The 18,190-nt window shown below is 61.8% G+C and carries 11 protein-coding genes; 2 read left to right on the forward strand and 9 right to left on the reverse strand.

Features of this window, described 5'->3' with window-relative positions; translation table 11 throughout:
* Positions 1-24: 24 nt before the first annotated feature.
* From ilvC to ilvD, 4 genes are all read right to left on the reverse strand, one after another.
* Positions 25-1,071, reverse strand: coding sequence for a ketol-acid reductoisomerase (ilvC, locus tag B5E60_RS00540; RefSeq protein ID WP_087308937.1), 1,047 nt, complete (start codon positions 1,069-1,071; stop codon positions 25-27).
* Positions 1,072-1,151: 80 nt separating this feature from the next.
* Entirely contained in the window at positions 1,152-1,703 is a 552-nt protein-coding gene (ilvN, locus tag B5E60_RS00545) for an acetolactate synthase small subunit (RefSeq protein ID WP_087308938.1), read from the reverse strand.
* A gap of 13 nt (positions 1,704-1,716) precedes the next feature.
* Positions 1,717-3,444, reverse strand: a complete 1,728-nt coding sequence (gene ilvB, locus B5E60_RS00550; RefSeq protein ID WP_087308939.1) for a biosynthetic-type acetolactate synthase large subunit — start codon at positions 3,442-3,444, stop codon at positions 1,717-1,719.
* A gap of 40 nt (positions 3,445-3,484) precedes the next feature.
* Positions 3,485-5,311 (reverse strand): dihydroxy-acid dehydratase, encoded by a 1,827-nt coding sequence (gene ilvD / locus B5E60_RS00555; protein ID WP_087309078.1) that lies wholly within the window; start codon positions 5,309-5,311, stop codon positions 3,485-3,487.
* A gap of 989 nt (positions 5,312-6,300) precedes the next feature.
* On the opposite strand from ilvD, the gene B5E60_RS00565 reads away from it, so the two are divergent.
* Both B5E60_RS00565 and thrC read left to right on the forward strand, forming a co-directional pair.
* The gene (locus B5E60_RS00565; protein ID WP_087308941.1) at positions 6,301-7,230 is read left to right on the forward strand and encodes a homoserine kinase; all 930 of its coding nucleotides are present in this window, start codon (positions 6,301-6,303) and stop codon (positions 7,228-7,230) included.
* 13 nt (positions 7,231-7,243) lie between these two features.
* On the forward strand, positions 7,244-8,536 hold the full coding sequence (gene thrC, locus B5E60_RS00570; protein WP_087308942.1) for a threonine synthase: 1,293 nt from the start codon (positions 7,244-7,246) through the stop codon (positions 8,534-8,536).
* Between the two features lie 67 nt (positions 8,537-8,603).
* On the opposite strand, the gene B5E60_RS00575 is transcribed toward thrC, so the two are convergent.
* The 5 genes from B5E60_RS00575 to B5E60_RS00595 form a co-directional block, all read right to left on the reverse strand.
* Positions 8,604-10,529 (reverse strand): outer membrane protein assembly factor BamB family protein, encoded by a 1,926-nt coding sequence (locus B5E60_RS00575; RefSeq protein ID WP_162611576.1) that lies wholly within the window; start codon positions 10,527-10,529, stop codon positions 8,604-8,606.
* A 2-nt stretch (positions 10,530-10,531) separates the two neighbouring features.
* A complete protein-coding gene (locus tag B5E60_RS00580) occupies positions 10,532-11,527 on the reverse strand; it encodes an endonuclease/exonuclease/phosphatase family protein (protein WP_087308944.1) in 996 nt (331 codons plus the stop codon).
* A 19-nt stretch (positions 11,528-11,546) separates the two neighbouring features.
* Complete coding sequence (locus B5E60_RS00585) at positions 11,547-13,409, reverse strand: RagB/SusD family nutrient uptake outer membrane protein (protein ID WP_087308945.1); 1,863 nt, start codon at positions 13,407-13,409, stop codon at positions 11,547-11,549.
* A gap of 12 nt (positions 13,410-13,421) precedes the next feature.
* Positions 13,422-16,964 carry a TonB-dependent receptor gene (locus tag B5E60_RS00590; RefSeq protein ID WP_087308946.1) on the reverse strand — a complete coding sequence of 1,181 codons (3,543 nt, stop codon included), beginning with the start codon at positions 16,962-16,964 and terminating at the stop codon, positions 13,422-13,424.
* 213 nt (positions 16,965-17,177) lie between these two features.
* Positions 17,178-18,167, reverse strand: a complete 990-nt coding sequence (locus B5E60_RS00595; RefSeq protein WP_087308947.1) for a FecR family protein — start codon at positions 18,165-18,167, stop codon at positions 17,178-17,180.
* Between the last annotated feature and the right edge of the window lie 23 nt (positions 18,168-18,190).

Consider the following 18,190-nt stretch of genomic DNA (forward strand, 5'->3'; position numbering starts at 1 on the left):
TTTTGGGTGTTTGGTCTATTGCAGTCAGTTGTTTTCGGGGCGGAGTTTGCGGACGACGGCGCCGGCCTGCCACATCTCGCTTTCGCGCATCTGGCGCAGCTCTTCGTTGAGCTTCGTGCGGTAGTCGGGCTGGCTGTTGGCGTCGATCGAGATCTGGGCCTCGTTGCCGCTGCGGACGCTCTCGTAGAGCTCCTCGAAGACGGGCTTCGTGGCGTCGCGGAAACGCTTCCACCAATCCAGCGCACCGCGCTGGGCCGTGGTCGAGCAGTTGGCATACATCCAGTCCATGCCGTTTTCGGCCACCAGCGGCATAAGCGACTGCGTGAGCTCCTCGACGGTCTCGTTGAAGGCCTCCGAGGGGGTGTGACCGTGGGCGCGCAGCGTGTCATACTGGGCGGCGAAGATCCCCTGGATGGCACCCATCAGCGTGCCGCGTTCGCCCGTGAGGTCGGAGTAGACCTCGCGCTGGAAATCGGTCTCGAACAGATAGCCCGAACCGACGCCGATACCGAGGGCGATGACGCGCTCCATGGCGCGCCCCGTGGCATCCTGGAAGACGGCGTAGCTCGAGTTCAGACCGCGGCCCTGGAGGAACATCCGCCGCAGCGAGGTGCCCGAACCCTTGGGGGCGATCAGGATGACGTCGACGTCGGCCGGCGGGATGATTCCCGTGCGGTCCTTGTAGGTGATGCCGAAGCCGTGCGAGAAGTAGAGGGCCTTGCCCGGCGTGAGGTGCTTCTTGATGGTGGGCCAGACGGCGATCTGCCCGGCATCCGAGAGCAGGTACTGGATGATCGTACCGCGCTGGGCGGCCTCTTCGATCTCGAAGAGCGTCTCGCCCGGCACCCATCCGTCGGCCAGGGCCTTGTCCCAGCTCTTCGAGCCCTTGCGCTGTCCGACGATCACGCGGAAGCCGTTGTCGCGCAGGTTGAGCGATTGTCCGGGGCCCTGCACGCCGTAGCCGATGACGGCGATGGTTTCGTCCTTCAGGGTTTCGAGAGCCTTCTTCAGCGGAAACTCTTCGCGGGTTACGACGTTCTCCTCGACGCCGCCGAAATTGATCTTTGCCATAGTTTTTTATTGTTTTGGTTTGTTGAACTGTTTTTTCAGATTGGGTTTTGCGGGTCATGCCGGCCCGTCTCATCGTCTTTTCAGGCATTGCACGGTTCGGACTGTGGCTGTCGGCGCATCTTTTCGAGCTCCTCGAGGTATTCGTTCAGCAGTTCGCGCCGCGACTTGATGACCGCCACCGTGCCGCTGCGTACGAACTGCTGGACGCCGTAGGGCTGCAGCAGGCGGAACAGCTGCTGGGTCTCCTCCTTGTGGCCGGTCTTTTCGACGACGATGTAGTCGGCGTCGACCTCCAGGATGCGGACGTTGTGGCGCCGGACGAGCTGTTCGACGCTGTTGCTGCGCGTCACCTTGTAGAGGGCGATCTCCTGCTGGACGACCTCTTCGGGCCGATAGACGAAGGCCTTCAGCACGTCGATCTTCTTCTCGATCTGCCGCACGACCTTCTCCACGGTTTCGGGCGCCGTGCGCACGACGATCGTGAACTTGTGAATGCCGGGCAGGGCTGACTCCGAGGTGGTCAGGCTCTCGATGTTGACGTTGCGGCAGGTGAAGACCGTGGTGATCTGGCTCAGCAGACCGACCTTGTTTTCCGAAAATACGGTGATGATGTATTCCTGTTCCGTTTCCATGTTCCGATACGGTTTATTCGAGACGGATCTCCGCAGCGGGGGCTCCGGCGGGGACCATCGGGAAGACGTTTTCCTGGCTTTCGACGCAGACCTCCAGCAGATAGGCTTCCTGCGAGGCTTTCATTTCGGCCACGGCGTCGGCGAGCTCTTCGCGGCTCTCGACGCGGCGGTAGCCGAGGCCGTTGGCGCGGGCGATCATCCCGAAGTCGGGGTTCGTGAGTTCGGTGAACGAGTAGCGCGAGTCGTAGAAGAGCTCCTGCCACTGGCGGACCATGCCGAGGAACGAGTTGTTCAGCAGGACGATCTTCACCGGGACCTTCGACTGGAAGATCGTTCCCAGCTCCTGAATGGTCATCTGCAGCCCGCCGTCGCCGACGAATAGCACCACGTCGCGCTCCGGGGCGCCGAGTTTGGCACCGATGGCGGCCGGCAACCCGAAGCCCATCGTCCCGAGGCCGCCCGAGGTGACGAGGCTGCGCGTGTGGCGGAATCCGAAGTAGCGTGCGGCGAACATCTGCTGCTGTCCGACGTCGGTGACCACCACGGCGTCGTTCGCGTAGGCGCGGGCCACCGTATCGACCGCCTCGCCCATGTGGATCCTTCCGCCCGCCGGGTGAAGGGCCTTGTCGATGACGCGTTCGCGCTCGATGCGGTCGCAGGCGCGGAATCCCTCGATCCACGCGCTGTGGTCGCGGCTGTGGATGCGCTCGGTTAGCATCGGCAGCGTCTGCCGCACGTCGCCCGCCACGGGGACGTCGGCCGGGATGATCTTGCCGATCTCCGCGGGGTCGATCTCCAGATGGATGACGCGGGCATTCTCGGCGAAGTGGGCGGGCGAACCCGTCACGCGGTCGTCGAAACGCATCCCCACGGCGACGATCAGGTCACACTCGCGGTTGCGGATGTTGGGTCCGTAGTTGCCGTGCATGCCGAGCATGCCGACGTATTGCGGCGCGTCGGTCGGCACGGCCGACAGCCCGAGCAGCGTTGAGGCCACGGGCATGCCGCTCTTTTCGAGGAAGGCGCGCAACTGTGCCTCGGCGTTTCCGAGCAGGACGCCCTGTCCGACCATCACCAGCGGACGCTGTGCCTCGTCGATGAGCCGTGCCGCCTCGTCCAGCCGTGCGGGGTCGGGCTCCGAAACGGGGACGTAGCTGCGGATCGCGGTGACCCGTTCGTAGTGGAACGGCGCCACGCCGCACTGCGCATCCTTCGTGATGTCGACCACCACGGGCCCTGGACGCCCCGAACGGGCGACGAAAAAGGCCTTGGCGATGGCCGCCGGAATCTCCTCGGCGCGCTTGACCTGACAGTTCCACTTGGTGACGGCCTGCGTGATGCCGATGAAGTTGGTCTCCTGAAAGGCGTCGGTACCCAGCAGCGAGGAGCCGACCTGTCCGGTGATGAGCACGATCGGTGTGGAGTCCATCAGGGCGTCGGCCAGCCCCGTGACGGTGTTCGTGGCGCCGGGGCCCGAGGTGACCAGACAGACCCCCACGCGGCCACTGACGCGGGCGTAGCCCTGCGCGGCGTGGACGGCACCCTGCTCGTGGCGCACCAGGATGTGGCGCAGCCGGTCGCGGTAGTCGTACAGGGCGTCGTAGACCGGGATGATGGCCCCGCCCGGATAGCCGAACAGCGTGTCGACCCCTTCGATCAGAAACGATTCGAGCAGCGCCCGTGATCCGGTCATGCGGACCCCGTCGATGGTTTGTTGCGCTTCGTCGGATGAAGTATGCATGGCGTGAATGTTTTTCGTGGTCGGTGATCCATTCTCAATGTTAGGCCTCCTCGTCGTCGAGGATCCGCACGGCGCCGCGGTCGGCCGAACTTACGAGCCGGGCGTAGGCTTGCAGCGATCGTGGAACCTGCCGGTCGCGGGCTGCCGGTCGGAATTGCCTCTGTGCGGCCATGCGGGCCGAGAGCTCCCGATCGTCGACGACGAGGCGGATCGAACGCTTCGGAATGTCGATCTCGATCTCGTCGCCCGTGCGGACGACGGCGATCTCGCCTCCGGCGGCCGCCTCGGGAGAGACGTGCCCGATCGAGAGTCCCGACGTGCCGCCCGAGAAGCGCCCGTCGGTGATCAGCGCGCAGACCTTGTCCAGATGCTTCGACTTGAGGTACGACGTCGGGTAGAGCATCTCCTGCATGCCGGGGCCGCCCTTGGGCCCTTCGTAGCGGATGACAACCACCTCGCCCGGTTGAACCTCGTCGTTGAGGATGCCGTGCATGGCCTGCTCCTGCGACTCGTAGACGCGGGCCCGGCCGCGGAAGACGAAGAGCCGCTCGTCGACGCCGGCCGTCTTGACGACGCACCCCGAGCGGGCGATGTTGCCCGTCAGTACGGCCAGCCCTCCGTCGCGGAAGTAGGCGTGGTCCAGATCGCGGATACAGCCTGCCGTGCGGTCCGTGTCGAGCTCCTCGTAGTAGCACTGCTGCGAGGCCATTTCGCGGCTGTAGTGGCCGGCCGGGGCGCTCAGCGAACGGCGCCGTGCGGCATCTGCGGCCGTCGGACGGCGTACGTCCCCCGCGGCGATCGCCTCGCCCAGCGTGCGTCCGTCGACGCGCCAGACCGACGTGTCGAGCAGCCCGCCGCGGTCGAGTTCGCCCAGAATCGAGAGAATGCCGCCGGCACGGTTGACATCCTCGATGTGGTAGTGGGAGTTGGGGGCCACCTTGCAGAGGACGGGCACCCGCCGCGAGAGACGGTCGATGTCCTGCATCGTGAAGTCGACCTGTGCCTCATGGGCCACGGCCAGCAGGTGGAGCACCGTGTTGGTCGAACCTCCCATGGCGATGTCGAGCGACATGGCATTCTCGAAGGCGGCCTTCGTGGCGATCGAGCGGGGCAGGACGCGTTCGTCGCCCTCGAAGTAGTAACGCTCGGCGTTGCGGACGATCAGCGCTGCGGCATCCTCGAACAGCTGGCGGCGGTTGGCGTGTGTGGCGACGATCGTCCCGTTGCCGGGCAGCGAGAGCCCCAGCGCCTCGGTCAGGCAGTTCATTGAGTTGGCGGTGAACATCCCCGAGCAGGAGCCGCATCCGGGGCAGGCCGCGCGTTCGACGCGGGCGATCTCCTCGTCCGAGTATCTGGCGTCGGCCGACATGACCATGGCGTCGATCAGATCGAGCCGCCGGTCGTCGAGGCGTCCGGCCTCCATCGGGCCTCCCGAGACGAAGATCGTCGGCAGGTTGAGGCGCATGGCGGCCATCAGCATGCCGGGGGTGATCTTGTCGCAGTTCGAGATGCAGACCAGGGCGTCGATCTTGTGGGCGTTGGCCATGTACTCGACGCTGTCGGCGATGATCTCGCGCGAGGGCAGCGAGTAGAGCATGCCGTCGTGGCCCATGGCGATACCGTCGTCGATGGCGATGGTGTCGAATTCGGCGGCGAAGCAGCCGAGGCTTTCGATGCGTTGTTTGACCAGTTGGCCGACCTCGTGCAGGTGGACGTGCCCGGGGACGAACTGCGTGAAGGAGTTGGCGATGCCGATGACCGGACGTCCGAATTGCTCCTCGCGCATGCCGTTTGCGCGCCAGAGGCTGCGGGCTCCGGCCATGCGGCGCCCCGAGAGGGTGGCGGCGCTTCTGAGGGGGTGTTTCATCTGTTGGGATTCCATGTTTGCTTCGACTTTGGGGCTATGAAACGAAAGAACCTTTCTCCCGGCCGGGAGAAAGGTTCTCGTTATGCTTCGAACAGGTACGTCACCTTTCTCCCGTTATCAATTCGTTGACCACGAGCAGCACGTTAATGACGTTAATGACGACGATATTCGAATGGTTCAGGGCTTTCATGCCTTCGTTTCTGTTTCAGTTGTGAAGCAAAGATAGCAAACTCGGAGCGAAAGAGCAAGAAATTTCCTAAAAAAATTTAATAACATGGCGATTTGAAAGTGGTATTTGGGTATTTTGATTACTGTTTGCAAAAATTGAGGGGTGTTATCTTATGATCTGATTCATCTTTTGGGATGGCAAGTCGTCCTTTTGTCTCGGTGGCGGATGGTGCCGATTGGGTGATATTCTGGGTAATTACGATTTTTTGAGGTGATTGTGCGTGGAACGTGTTGTCTTATACATATATATAATGAGGTATTCTTGTTTGTGTTGAAAAATGATTACGAATTGTTATGCGGATTTGGATTTTTAAAAAATTTGTTTTATATTTGCCCTTGATGAAACTTCTGAGAAACCATATCGCCCCTGTTTGGGAGTGCGGATCCCGCTTCGAAAGGTTGGGAGCCGCTCTTTCCCGGGTCGGAATCTCCGGCCGCAGGGCGCATGGTGGTTTCGCCGTCGGTCATACGACCGCCGTTGTCACGTTCCGTACCCTTACCGGTACCGGTACCACCCCTGTGGGGGTCCTGTAATCATCATCCGTCGCATCGTCGCATGCTCCCCGGCCCAGGTTGCCGGAGCGGATATTCACCAAACGAAAAAGTCTCCGAACCGATTCCAGACAGGAATCCGGCGCTGATGCATCCCTTGTCGGGTGCGGCAGCCCTCACGGGGCGGATCACCGGCTCACAGTCGGACGAACCGTCCATTCGGAGCCATCCATTTCCGAAGTTTTATCCATCCAAAAAGCAGAATCGAAATGAAACACATAGAAGTCTTTGCCCCGGGAACGGTGGCCAATCTGGGATGCGGATTCGATGTCATGGGGCTGACGCTCGACGGCGTGGGCGACCGCATGGAGGTCATGGTCGAGCCCGATGCCGAAGGGTTCGAGATCCGCAACGAAAGCGGCGTCGAACTGCCCGAATCGCTCGACGAGAATGTCATCACGCCGGCCGTACGGGCCATGCTGGCGGCTTATGGCGGCTCGGTGCGGGTCATCATCCGCCTGCTCGAGAAGATTGTCCCCGGAAGCGGTATCGGTTCGAGCGCCGCCTCGTCGGCCGCCGCCGTCTACGGGATCAACGAACTGCTGGGATGCCCCTTCTCGGTCAAACAGCTCGTCGAGTTCGCCATGCTGGGCGAGGCGCTGCAGGGCGGGACGGCCCATGCCGACAACGTGGGACCGGCCCTGTTGGGCGGGGTGGTGCTGATCCGCGGTTACGAACCTTTCGATATCGTGCGGCTGCCCGTTCCCGACAACTTCTTCTATGCGGTGGTCCATCCGCAGATTGTCGTCAGCACGAAGATGGCCCGCGAGGTGCTGCCGCACGAGATCCCGCTTTCGAAGGCCGTCAAGCAGTGGGGCAATGTCGGCGGACTGGTGGCGGGCTTTGCCCTGCGCGACGTGGCGTTGATCGGCCGTTCGATGCAGGATGCCGTTGTCGAGCCCTACCGCAAGGGGTTCATTCCGGACTACGATGTGCTCAAGCAAGAGGCAATGGGGCAGGGGGCTCTGGCGCTGAATATCGCCGGATCGGGACCGTCGGTCTTTGCGCTGGCTTCGGATTACGCCGTGGCCTGCCGCATCGCCGACTGCATGGAGCGTCACTTTGCCGGGCGGGGGATTGCCAGCCACACCTATGCCGGACGGGTCTCGAATGCCGGAGCGCGGATTGTCGAATCGTAAAACAGCAGATCTCATGAAGTGGTACAGCACACGCGATCAGAAACGCGAACACGGTCAGTCGCTGCGCGAGGCCGTGATGATGGGTTTGGCCCCGGACGGAGGCCTTTTCGTGCCGGAACGGATTCCGCAGGCCGATCTTTCGGAGGCCGAGCGCCGGGCCGACGAATCGTATGCCTCGCTGGCGAGCTACCTGGCCGGCCTCTTTTTCGACGGGGATCTCGACCCGCAGGAGATCGCTCGCCAACTGGCCTCGTTGTATGATTTTCCGGTGCCGCTGCGACGGGTCGGCGACCGCCGCTACACGCTCGAACTCTTCCACGGCCCGACCTGTGCCTTCAAGGATTTCGGGGCGGGGTTCATGGGACGGATGACGGGTCTGCTGGACCGCGGCGGCGAGCGGCTGGTGATCCTGACGGCCACGTCGGGCGATACGGGCAGTGCCGTGGCCCACGGTTTTTACAACGTTCCGGGTGTCGATGTGGTGGTGCTCTACCCCGAGGGGCGGATCAGCCGCCTGCAGGAGTGCCAGATGACGGCCCTGGGCGGCAACATCCACCCGCTGCGGGTCAACGGATCGTTCGACGACTGCCAGCGGCTGGTCAAGGAGCTCTTCGCCGACGAAGCGTTCCGGCACCGGCGCCGTGTCACGTCGGCCAACTCGATCAACCTGCTGCGCTGGATCCCGCAGGCCTTCTACTACTTTTACGGCTATTTCCTCTGGCGGCGGGAGACGGGGGGCGACCATCCCGTGATCGTCGTCCCGAGCGGCAACTGCGGCAATCTGGCGGCCGGCATGCTGGCACGCAGGATGGGGCTTCCGGTCGAGGGCTTCGTGGCGGCTTCGAATCTCAACGACGTGGTGCCGGAGTTTCTCGAAACGGGCATTTATCTGCCCCGGCCTTCGGTCCGCACGCCGGCCAGCGCGATGGATGTCGGGGCTCCGAGCAATTTCGAGCGGATGCTATGGCTCTGCGGCGGTGACCCCGATGCGCTGCGGGCCGAACTGACCGGCTATCGGTGTGACAACGCCACGATCCGGCGGACGATCGACACGTTGTACGAGCGTAGCGGCTACCTGTCGGATCCGCACAGCGCCGTCGGTTACGCGGCGTCGGTGGCCGTGGGCAAGCCGGGCTTCTACCTCTCGACGGCCCATCCGGCGAAGTTCGGCGAGGTGATCTCCTCGGTGACCGGACGGCAGGTTCCGTTGCCCGAACGGCTTGAGTCGCTGACTAGCCTCCCGCAGCATGCCGATCCGCTCGAGGTGGATCTTGGGGCGCTGGAGGAGTTTGTGGCCCGCGTATGACGAGGAAACGCCGACTGCCCGATCGGGCAGCCGGCGTTTTCCGGAGTTGGGGGATTTGTTTTCTGAATCAATACCGGCAGGCGGTTTTGCTCGGATTGCCGGCCATCTGCGACCAGGAATCCGCCGGAGCCGTGGCCGTGGCATCCACGGCAAAGAGGGTCGGCTGGTTGTTCAGCATGCCGTTGCAGTAGATGACGCCGTTGGGCGCGATCGTCGGCGAGGAGTCCAGCTTGTCGGCCAGGTGGAGCGCAACGAGTTGTGTGCCGCTTTTGGCGTCGAGCTTGACGAGGTTGCCGTTGGTCGTGTCGTTGTAGTAGACGGCGTTGTCGTTGCCCACGGCCGGGGTTCCGGTGATCTCGCCGGCGGCGGCATGCTCCCAGAGGATCTGCGAACCGTCGGACGATACGGCCGTGACGTATCCGGGCGAGCAGGTCGTGACGTAGATCGTGCCGTCCTCGCCGAGAGCCACGCCGCCCGGAGCTTTCTTCGAGACCAGATTGCCCTTGAGCGTCTGCGACCACAGCGGAGCCGGTTTGATGGTGTTCGGAGCGGCCAGAATGCCCGATACGTCGTAGCTCAGCAGCATGGCGCTCGAGTTGTCCTGTTTCTGTCCGACGATATAGACCGTCTTACCGTCCTTGCCCACGGCGATCGAACTTCCGTACTGGGAGATGCGATAGCTGTTGGCACCGAGGTTTCCGGTGTTGTCGTTGCCGCTGTCGGGGCGGTTGAAGGCCCAGGAGTCGCCCGTGGGCAGGTAGATGCGCGTACCGTAGTTTCCGCCGCCGCTGGCCAGAATGATGCCGTTTTTCAGCGCCACGGGACTTCCGAACGATCCCGAATTGGCGTGCAGACCCACGATGCCCGCACCCGACGTCGGATCGAATATCTGGACATGGGCGCTTCCGCCGTTCATGCTGGGATTGTTGTTGGTGAGGTTCTTGGCTGCAACGATTACATACTTGCGGGCATTGTAGTCGAGGATGGCCGGCGAACCGAAGAAGAAGTGTTCGTTCTTGTTGATGGATCCGGCATCGCCCGTACGGAGGATCCTGCCGTCGCGGATGATGTAGAGTGCGGCGTGATCGGCACCGTCGATGCGCTGGTAACCGACGGCATAGACCGTTCCGTCCTCATCGACCGAGGGGGTCAGCGTGAAGGGGTCGACGATCGTCGACTGGTCGGGATCCAGATCGATCCGGCAACTCTCCTGACCGCCGTCCGCCCCGGCCGAGACTCCGGTCAGATGGTATCCCGACGAGAGGACGTAGACCATGCTGCCGTCGGGGCTCACGGCCGGCGACGATCCCTGTACCGTACCCTCCGTGTCGTAGGGATACGACCAGAGGATACCCATGCTCGTCGGACTCTTGGCGATGGTGATCGTCACGCTCTTCGTGTTCTTCGAGCGGCGGTTGTCCGTGACGGTGAGTTTGATCTCGGTCTTGCCGTGCGAGCCGAAGGTGTGCTTGACGGAGGCGGCCTCTTCCGGGTCGGAGATTGTCACCACCTCGCCGCCGAACGACCACTCCCAGGCGACGATCGAACCGTCTTCGTCGGGATCGGTCGAGCGGTCGATGAACTCGACCTCCTGATTGGCCTGAATGGTGGCCCCCTCTTCGCCGTTCACCTTCCAGGTGAAGTCGGCCACGGGCGGCGTGTTGTCGTCGATCACGCGGATGACCTTCTCGAAGACATCCTTCTGCGAACCGCGGTTGGTGGTCACCGTCTGACGGACGACGTATTCGCCACCCTGATCGACGTAGAAGGGCTCGGGAGCCCCCAGATCATAGAGCGTCTGCCCCATGTATTCCCATTTGCAGACGGCAATCTCGGCATTTTCGGCGCTTGCCGTGTTGGTGATCGTCACCAGATCGCCGGTCCGGTACTCCTCCTTGTCGGTGGTGAATCCGGCGTGCGCCCGGATCTCCTCGTCGGGCGTGCATGCTGCCAGCGTCATGACAGCCAGTATGGCATAAAGAATCCGTTTCATGGTCATTTGTCAATTGTACAGGTTAGCGTCCCCAGAATGGGATAGTGGTCGGAGATGTACTTCACCCCTTCGTACTCCTTTTTGATGACGGCGTATTTTTCCGGGATGAAAACCGAGCAGAAGATGTGGTCGACGATCAGCCCCGACGAGGATCCGAAGCCCTGGTAGGTCGGCGAATTGTCGGAGTTCCGGCCGTTGTCGATCCGGCTGAGATAGTCCCGCACGTTGGTCATCTCTTCGAGCGGACCGAAGATGTAGGGCTGGGCGTAGAGCGTCTTGTTGAAGTCGCCGGTCAGGATCAGAGGCAGGTTGTCGACGTTGAGGCGGTCGATCTGCTCCTTGAGGACGATCACCTGTTTGACGGGTACCTGATCGTCGGTACCGTTGACGTCGATGTGGGTGTTGATGAAGAAGAACCGGGCTCCCGTCTCCTTGTGCCGCAGGATGACCCAGGTGGCCATGCGCGGTTGGGCGGACCCTTCGTATGCCGAACCGGGAATGGAGGGGGTGTCCGAGAGCCAGAAGTAGCCCCAGTCCACGTTCAGACGTCCGCCCGAGGCGGGCTCGACCTCCGAGGAGCGGTAGAAGACCGGAACGAACTCGTCGTTGGCCGAATTGTTGTTGCGGCGTCCGACGCCGAGCCATTTGTAGTCGGGCCAGGCCGTTTCGAGATAGCTCAGCTGGATGGGACGGGCCTCCTGTACGCCGATCACCGTGGGCTGCTGTTCGTCGATCATCGGTCCGAAGGCCACTTTGCGATAGTCCCAGCGGTTTTCGCCGTCCATTTCGGGATTGTTGCTGTTGGCATAGCGGATGTTGAACGACATGGCCTTGACGGTCATCTGCGTGGCATCCGGATCAGTGGGTTCGTCGGGGGTTTCGGGCTCCTCGGTTTCGGGGCCCTTGTAGAATTCCGAAAAGTCGGGATCGCTGTCTCCGCATCCGGCCGTCAGCAGCGTTCCCGCGATCAGGAATAAAAACAACGTCTTGATATTCATGGTTGTACTTTTTTTACGGTTAGTTGGTCCAGCCGGGGTTCTGGGTCAGCGTATATCCGGCCGCGAGGTAGTTGCGGATCTCCTGGGCCGGGATCGGATAGAGATACTGCCGGTCGTCGTCATACCAGATCCGCTCCTCACCCGGGAACCAGTAGAGGTCGTATCCCGTCTGATCGGAACCTACGGCATAGTAGGAGGCCTTGAGTGTGCCGTCCTCCTTGAAGGCTTCGGTCGAGACCTCGCTTTCGTTTTCGAAGACGACCTTCAGTTCGACGGTCGTTCCCGCAAAACCCGACGGGGCGTTCGAACCGGGAGTCAGGATGCAGACGTCGGTCACCCCGTCGCCGTTGAGGTCGTGGGGGGTGTTGAGTGCCGGGAAGTGGATGCCGTTCCAGGGCAGCGTGACGAGCAGTTCGCCGCATTTCCAGCGCCGCAGGTCGTCGAAGCGGAATCCTTCGCAGAGCAGTTCGATGGCTCGTTCGCGACGGATCTCGAGCAGATCGACACTCGTCAGATCGGGATAGAAGGTCTTCTGCAGATAGGTGTCGACGGAGGTCGGCTGGGTCGGGGAGACGCCGGCCCGCTCGCGCAGGGCGCCGATCGTCAGCTCCCAGTCCGAGGCCGAAAGGCTTCCGCCGTTGAGTTCGGCCTGGGCCTCGGCGTAGTTGAGCAGCACCTCGGCATAGCGGATGATCGGAATGCTGTTGGTGTTTTTGCCGTTTTCGTACTGTTGGCCGTCCTGCGAGAACTTGATCATGTGATAGCCCGTCAGGTTGGCGATGCCGAGCTGCGCGACGGTGACCTCGCCGTCGTAGAGGTAGTTCAGACCGCGGATGCTCTGTTCGAGGCGTTTGTCACGTCCGACGAGCTCCTGGGAGAAGCTCTTCCGGGCGTAATCGGCCTGATCCGTGAAGCGCGAACCGTCGGTGTTGAGGTAGGTGTTGACGAACGAGCGGACCGGGCTCCACATTCTGCCGTAGGTGGCCACGTTGAACCACCAGTTGGTCGTTCCCAGATAGCCGTTGGCGCCGCTGGCGCACAGCACCAGGATGTTTTCGTTGGTCAGGGGCGATTCCCGCGTGAAGAGGTCGCGATAGGGGGTCTCGCCGGCCTTGTTGAGCGAATAGAGCTTGCTGTCGATGACCTTGCGGGCGGCATCGACGGCCTGGGCGTAGAGCTCCTCGGGCGTGAACTCCGTCAGTGCGGCGATCGCGGGTTCGTCGGCATGGTAACGGCGGTAGGAGGCCTCGAAGAGGCAGACGCGGGACTTCAGCGCCGCGGCCGCATATTTCGAGATCAGCGAGTTACCGACCGACGAGGTGGTCGTGATGTGATCGTAGGCGAAGTCGAGGTCGGCGATCAGGTTGCGGATGATCACGTCTCTCGAGTCGCGGTCCTTGTACATGAGGTCCATGTCGTCGGGCTGCAGCTGGTGTTCGAACCAGGGCACGGCGCCGTACTGCCGCAGTTTGGTGTAGTAGAACCAGGCGCGGAACCAGCGGGCGATTCCGACGTAGTTGTCGCGGGCCGAGGCCTCGACGGCACAGTCGTCGGAGTAGCATCCGTCGATGAAGTAGTTGATGTTGCGCAGCGTGCCCCAGCTCCAGCTGGTGGAGGTTTCGGCCGTGTAGCCGCTCGTGAGGAACTGGTTGACGCCCTGCACGGCGGCGATGTCGCACATGGCATCCTGCTGGTAGCAGTTGCTCAGGGTCGGCAGATCCTTGTAGAACGAATTGGTATAGAGCTCCAGTCCGGACTCCTTGCCGAAGATGATCGTACGGTCGGCTTCGGTGCGCATGCTCTCCGTGAGGTCACATGCGCAGGCGAGCGCCGCGAGGCTGCCCAGAAGCAGCGATCGGAGAATTATGTGTTTGCTGTTCATGGTTGAGACGGGTTAGTAGGTGATCGAGATTCCGAGGCTGAAGATGCGCATCGTGGGGTAGTTCATCGCATCGCCCTTGTTGACGTTCGATCCCGAGAGGTCGGTATCGGAGCCTTTCGAAGCGGTCAGCACGTCGTAGTCGCGCGTGTGGCGGTAGAGTGGTGACCAGGACCAGAGGTTCTCGCCCGAGAAGTAGACGGAGACCTTCGACAGACCGATCTTCGAGATCCATTTCTGCGGCAGGTTGTATCCGAACTGGAAGTTCTTCAGCCGGATGTAGGAGACGTCCTGCAGGTAGCGCGTATTGGCCAGTCCCTTGTAGAAGGGGGGATAGTAGGCGGTGTAGCGCGGCAGATAGGCATCGCGGTGGTTTTCGGTCCAGTAGTTGCCGATGTGCCAGGTCGGGAGCTGGTTGTAGGGGCGGTTGTACTGGCCCCAGAAGGTACTCTCGGCGCTGGGATACCAGTCCTGCTTGCCCACACCGTCGAACAGGGCCGATAGGAAGAAGCCGTTCCAGTCGGCCGAGAGCGAGATGGTGTACATGTAGCGCGGTTCGGAGTTTCCGATGATCTTCCGGTCGCCGGGGTTGTCCACCGTGTTACCGCCGTTGTCGATGTCGTGGTTTCCGTTCAGGTCGGCAAAGCGCATGTCACCCGGGCGGGCGTTGTGGTCCTTGGGGATCTCCATGAGCGAGTTCTTGTAGGGTTGGCCGTCGAAGGCCGTGGCGATCTCCTCGGTCGACTGGAAGAGTCCCGTGCAGACGTATCCCCAGATTTCGCCGATACGCTGCCCTTCGTAGTAGTCCGAAAGTTTGCGTGTGGGGTTGTTGTAGCGGTCGATGATCGAGTAGTAGTCGGCCAGCGTACCCTTGATTCCGAAGTGGAAAGGTTTGCCGCCCAGCTGATAGGTGTCGTTGTAGGAGAGCGAGATTTCGTAGCCGTAGGTGCTCATGTCGGCGTAGTTGCCCTTCGGGGCGGAAGCTCCGTAGGTGTTCGGGAGCGTCGGGCCGACGGTGTACATGTCCAGCGTGCGGCGCAGGTAGTAGTCGGCCGTGAGCTGGATGCGGTTCTCCCAGAATCCGACGTCGATACCGCCGTCGATGGTCTTCGAGGTCTCCCAGCCGATGTTGTCGGGGATCTGGTTGGGGCTCGAGACGTAGGAGGTGAGGGCCTGACCGTTGAGGTAGCGGTTGTTCGAGCCGCCGACTCCGTTGACATAGCGGTTGTTGAGCGAGAACTTCTCGATGTAGGTGTAGGGGCTGACGTTGCTGTTGCCCAGGGCACCGTACGAGGCGCGGATCTTCAGATTGGAGACCACGCGGGGGTTGACCTCCCAGAAGGGCTCCTCGGAGACGCGCCAGGCGGCCGATGCCGAGGGGAAGAAGCCCCACTGCGAGTTGTTGGGGAATTTCGACGAACCGTCGTAGCGGCCGTTGATCTCGAGCAGATAGCGGTCGTCATAGTTGTAGTTGAGGCGGAAGAAGGCGCCGACATACCGCCAGCGGTTGGCCGAACTGGAGATCGTCTTGCCCTCGTCGGACTGGGCGAAGGCGATGTCGTTCAGGTCGGGCATCAGCAGTCCGTAGCTCTGGGCGGTGATGGCCCGATAGTCCTGCTGTTCGTAGTTGTAACCGGCCAGGACCTTGAAATGGTGCCGCTCCTCGAAGGTGTCTTCGTATTCGGCATAGGCGTTCGTGGCCAGATAGGTGGTCGTTTGGGTGGTGGTGGCGATGTAGTCGCCCGTCTCGGGGGTTCCGAGGTAGCTGATCTCACCCTCCCGGGTGCTGTAGGGGATGGCCGTATCCTTCTTGTCCTGGATGTAGTCCTTGGTGCGGAAGGTGAAGTCGCCCGTCAGGCGGAGTTTGTCGTTGAGGAACGACATGTTGACGGTGGTGGTATTCTTGAGCGTCTTGGTGGTCCGGTCGATCCAGTTGTTTCCGGTGAGGAGACCGCCCATCGAGTAGGCGGCCGAGAGAGTCAGCGTGCCGTCGGGGTTGAAGAGCGGCGAGGAGGGGTGACCTTCGCCGTTGATGCCGCGCCAGACGACGCCGTCGCCGTTCGTACCGCCGCCGTCGGAGTTCTTGCCGCTGGTGGGCATGTGGTACTTGTCGAAGGTGTATTCGAAGTTGTTGCTGACCTTCAGCCACGGGAGGACCTGTCCGGTTACCTTCGAACGGAGGTTCATCGTGCGATAGGTGTCGGGCGAGTAGTTGAACAGACCGTTGTAGTCGTAGATACGTCCCGAGAGGTAGTGGCTGATCTTGCCGTTCGAGCCGCTGATCGAGATGTTGTGCGACTGTGCGAAGGTCTTGTCGCGGTAGAGGGCGTCGTAGTAGTCCGTATTGCCGAAGTAGATGTAGTTGCCGTCGCGGTCGACGATGGCGTCGAGCGGGTTGTGGGCGAGATTGCGCTGACGGAAATCCTCGAGCCAGCCCTGCATGCCTCCGGCATAGGCGGTGAAGTCCTGCGACTTGTTGAGTTTGTTGAAGGTATCCGTGCCGCGGTGACTGATGTCGGCCTGGCGGGCCAGATAGGCGTAGACGTATCCGTCGCTCACCACGTCGGGCACGGCAAAGGGCTGTTCGATGGAGAAGTTGCCCGTGTAGTTGATCGTGAAGGAGTCCTTCTGCCGGGCGGGGTCCTTGGTGGTGATGAGCACCACGCCGTAGGGGGCCCGCGAACCGTAGATGGCGGCCGAGGCGGCGTCCTTCAGGACCGAGACGCTTTCGATGTCGTTGGGGTTGAGCATGGCCGGATCGCCCTCGACGCCGTCGATGAGCACCAGGGCGCTGCCGCCGGCGCCGATCGACGTGGTACCGCGGATGTTGTACGATGCCGAACGGTTGGGCTTGCCGTCGGCCAGCGAGATGTTGAGGTTGGGCACGGCACCCTGCAGCATCTGGGTGACGTTGGCCACGGGGCGGTTCTCGAAGACATCCGACGAGACGCTCTCGACGGCACCCGTAAGGTTGACCTTCTTCTGCGAGCCGTAGCCGACGATCACCACGTCGTCGAGCGTCTGGCTGTCCTCCTTCAGGACGACGTGCAGCGAGGTGCGGGTTCCGACCTGAACATCGGCCTCGGCGTAGCCCAGTGCGGAGATGTGCAGGATGGCGTTTTCGGGGAGCTCCTCCAGATGGAATCCGCCGTCGATGTCGGTACTGATGCCGCGCGTGGTGCCCTTGATGATCACGGCGGCCCCGACGACCGGAAGTCCCGATGCATCGACCACCGAGCCCTCCACGGATCGTTTGCCGGGAGTCGGTTTGGCCGGAGCCGTCTGTTTGGAGAGGTGGATGATCTTCTGCTCGACGTCGTAGCGCACCTGCTGGGCGGCGAAGACCCGATCGAGCACCTGACCGATCGTCTGTTGGCGGACGTCGATCGAGACCTTGCGCTGGACGTTGATCTCCTGGGGTTTGTATACGAACGAATAACCGTATTGGCTTCGAAGCCGTTCGAGCACCTGTTCGATCGTGACGTTATTCATCGAGAGGGTGATATGCTCGTCGCCGGGCTGGGACGGCTGCTGGGCTGCGGCCGGCAGCGACGGCATCACCAAAGCGAGCAGCAAGACGGTTGATCCTTCAAAAAATCGTCTGATAAATTTTGAAATAGGATCACTTTTCATACTTTTGTGAAGTTTAGGTTGTTAAGATGCGAGTTTTAATGACTGGGAACGTGAATCGGGGAGGTAGCGACTCTCCGATTCTTTTTTGTTGCAGGGTCGGTTGGGGTCAATTCGTTTTACTCATAGGCAGCAGGGTTGTTATCTTTTTTTACGGATGATGATCATCTCCTTGTCGCGGTCGATGCGCAGGTCGTTGCCGGCGATGGCCCTGAGCATCTGATCGAGGCTCTCGCCGTTGACGAAGGCCAGCGAGTAGCGGGTCTCCCCGACGCTGCGGTCGACGATGAAGATCTTGACCTTGAAGACACGTTCGAACTGGGCGGCGATTTCGTCCAGCGGCTGGTTGTTGAAGTAGAAGTCGCCGTGACGCCACGAGAGATAGGCCTCGGCGGGCTGGTGGCGCTGTTCGACGGCTCCGGAGACTTTGTCGTAGCGGACGACATCGCCCGGGACGAGCAGTATGTCGCGTTTGAAGTTCTCGCGGGTGACGCCCATGCTCACCGATCCTTCGATCAGACTGATCGCCACGGAGTTCATCTCCTCGTAGGAGGTAACGTTGAAGCGGGTTCCCAGCACGCGCACCTGTACCTGATCGGCGTTGACGATGAAGGGGTGTTCGGCATCCTTGGCCACCTCGAAGAAGGCCTCGCCGGAGAGGAACACCTTGCGGGTTTTGTTGTTGAACCGGCGGGGATAGATCAGGTGAGATCCGGCATTGAGCCAGACCCGGCTGTTGTCGGGCAGCACGAGCGAATCGGTATGGCCCTGAGCCACGGCGAATTCGCACCATTCGACGTCGGCCTGACGGGGATTGAGCCACAGCAGCAGGCTGAACAGGGCCACGGGCAGGAACAGTGCGGCGGCCAGATTGCGCACGCGACGGCCCCAGACGATCCGTCGTCCGATGGAGTCCGAGAGACCGACCCGGCGGCAGAAGCCGTCGAAAGCGGCCCGACTGCGGAGCGCGTCTCCGTTTTCGGGAATCGTCTTCCAATAGTCGTGGAGCGTCTGTTCGGTTTCGGGCGAGAGCGGCGTTTTGCAAAGTTGGTCGAGCGCCTCCAGATTGCTCTGTGCCGAGCCTTTTCCGTGGATCCAGTCGAATATCTTGTTGTGCTTGGAATTGTCCATTTTGCCTGTGCGTTTTTAGAATA

Source organism: Alistipes sp. An116 (assembly GCF_002161005.1).
In the GTDB taxonomy this organism is placed as follows: domain Bacteria; phylum Bacteroidota; class Bacteroidia; order Bacteroidales; family Rikenellaceae; genus Alistipes; species Alistipes megaguti.

What these genes read in the sequence shown, in the direction of transcription:
- ilvC (WP_087308937.1), bottom strand. Translation starts at nt 1,071, where the DNA reads ATGGCAAAGATCAATTTCGGCGGCGTCGAGGAGAACGTCGTAACCCGC.
- ilvN (WP_087308938.1), bottom strand. Translation starts at nt 1,703, where the DNA reads ATGGAAACGGAACAGGAATACATCATCACCGTATTTTCGGAAAACAAG.
- ilvB (WP_087308939.1), bottom strand. Translation starts at nt 3,444, where the DNA reads ATGCATACTTCATCCGACGAAGCGCAACAAACCATCGACGGGGTCCGC.
- ilvD (WP_087309078.1), bottom strand. Translation starts at nt 5,311, where the DNA reads ATGAAACACCCCCTCAGAAGCGCCGCCACCCTCTCGGGGCGCCGCATG.
- B5E60_RS00565 (WP_087308941.1), top strand. Translation starts at nt 6,301, where the DNA reads ATGAAACACATAGAAGTCTTTGCCCCGGGAACGGTGGCCAATCTGGGA.
- thrC (WP_087308942.1), top strand. Translation starts at nt 7,244, where the DNA reads ATGAAGTGGTACAGCACACGCGATCAGAAACGCGAACACGGTCAGTCG.
- B5E60_RS00575 (WP_162611576.1), bottom strand. Translation starts at nt 10,529, where the DNA reads ATGAAACGGATTCTTTATGCCATACTGGCTGTCATGACGCTGGCAGCA.
- B5E60_RS00580 (WP_087308944.1), bottom strand. Translation starts at nt 11,527, where the DNA reads ATGAATATCAAGACGTTGTTTTTATTCCTGATCGCGGGAACGCTGCTG.
- B5E60_RS00585 (WP_087308945.1), bottom strand. Translation starts at nt 13,409, where the DNA reads ATGAACAGCAAACACATAATTCTCCGATCGCTGCTTCTGGGCAGCCTC.
- B5E60_RS00590 (WP_087308946.1), bottom strand. Translation starts at nt 16,964, where the DNA reads ATGCCGTCGCTGCCGGCCGCAGCCCAGCAGCCGTCCCAGCCCGGCGAC.
- B5E60_RS00595 (WP_087308947.1), bottom strand. Translation starts at nt 18,167, where the DNA reads ATGGACAATTCCAAGCACAACAAGATATTCGACTGGATCCACGGAAAA.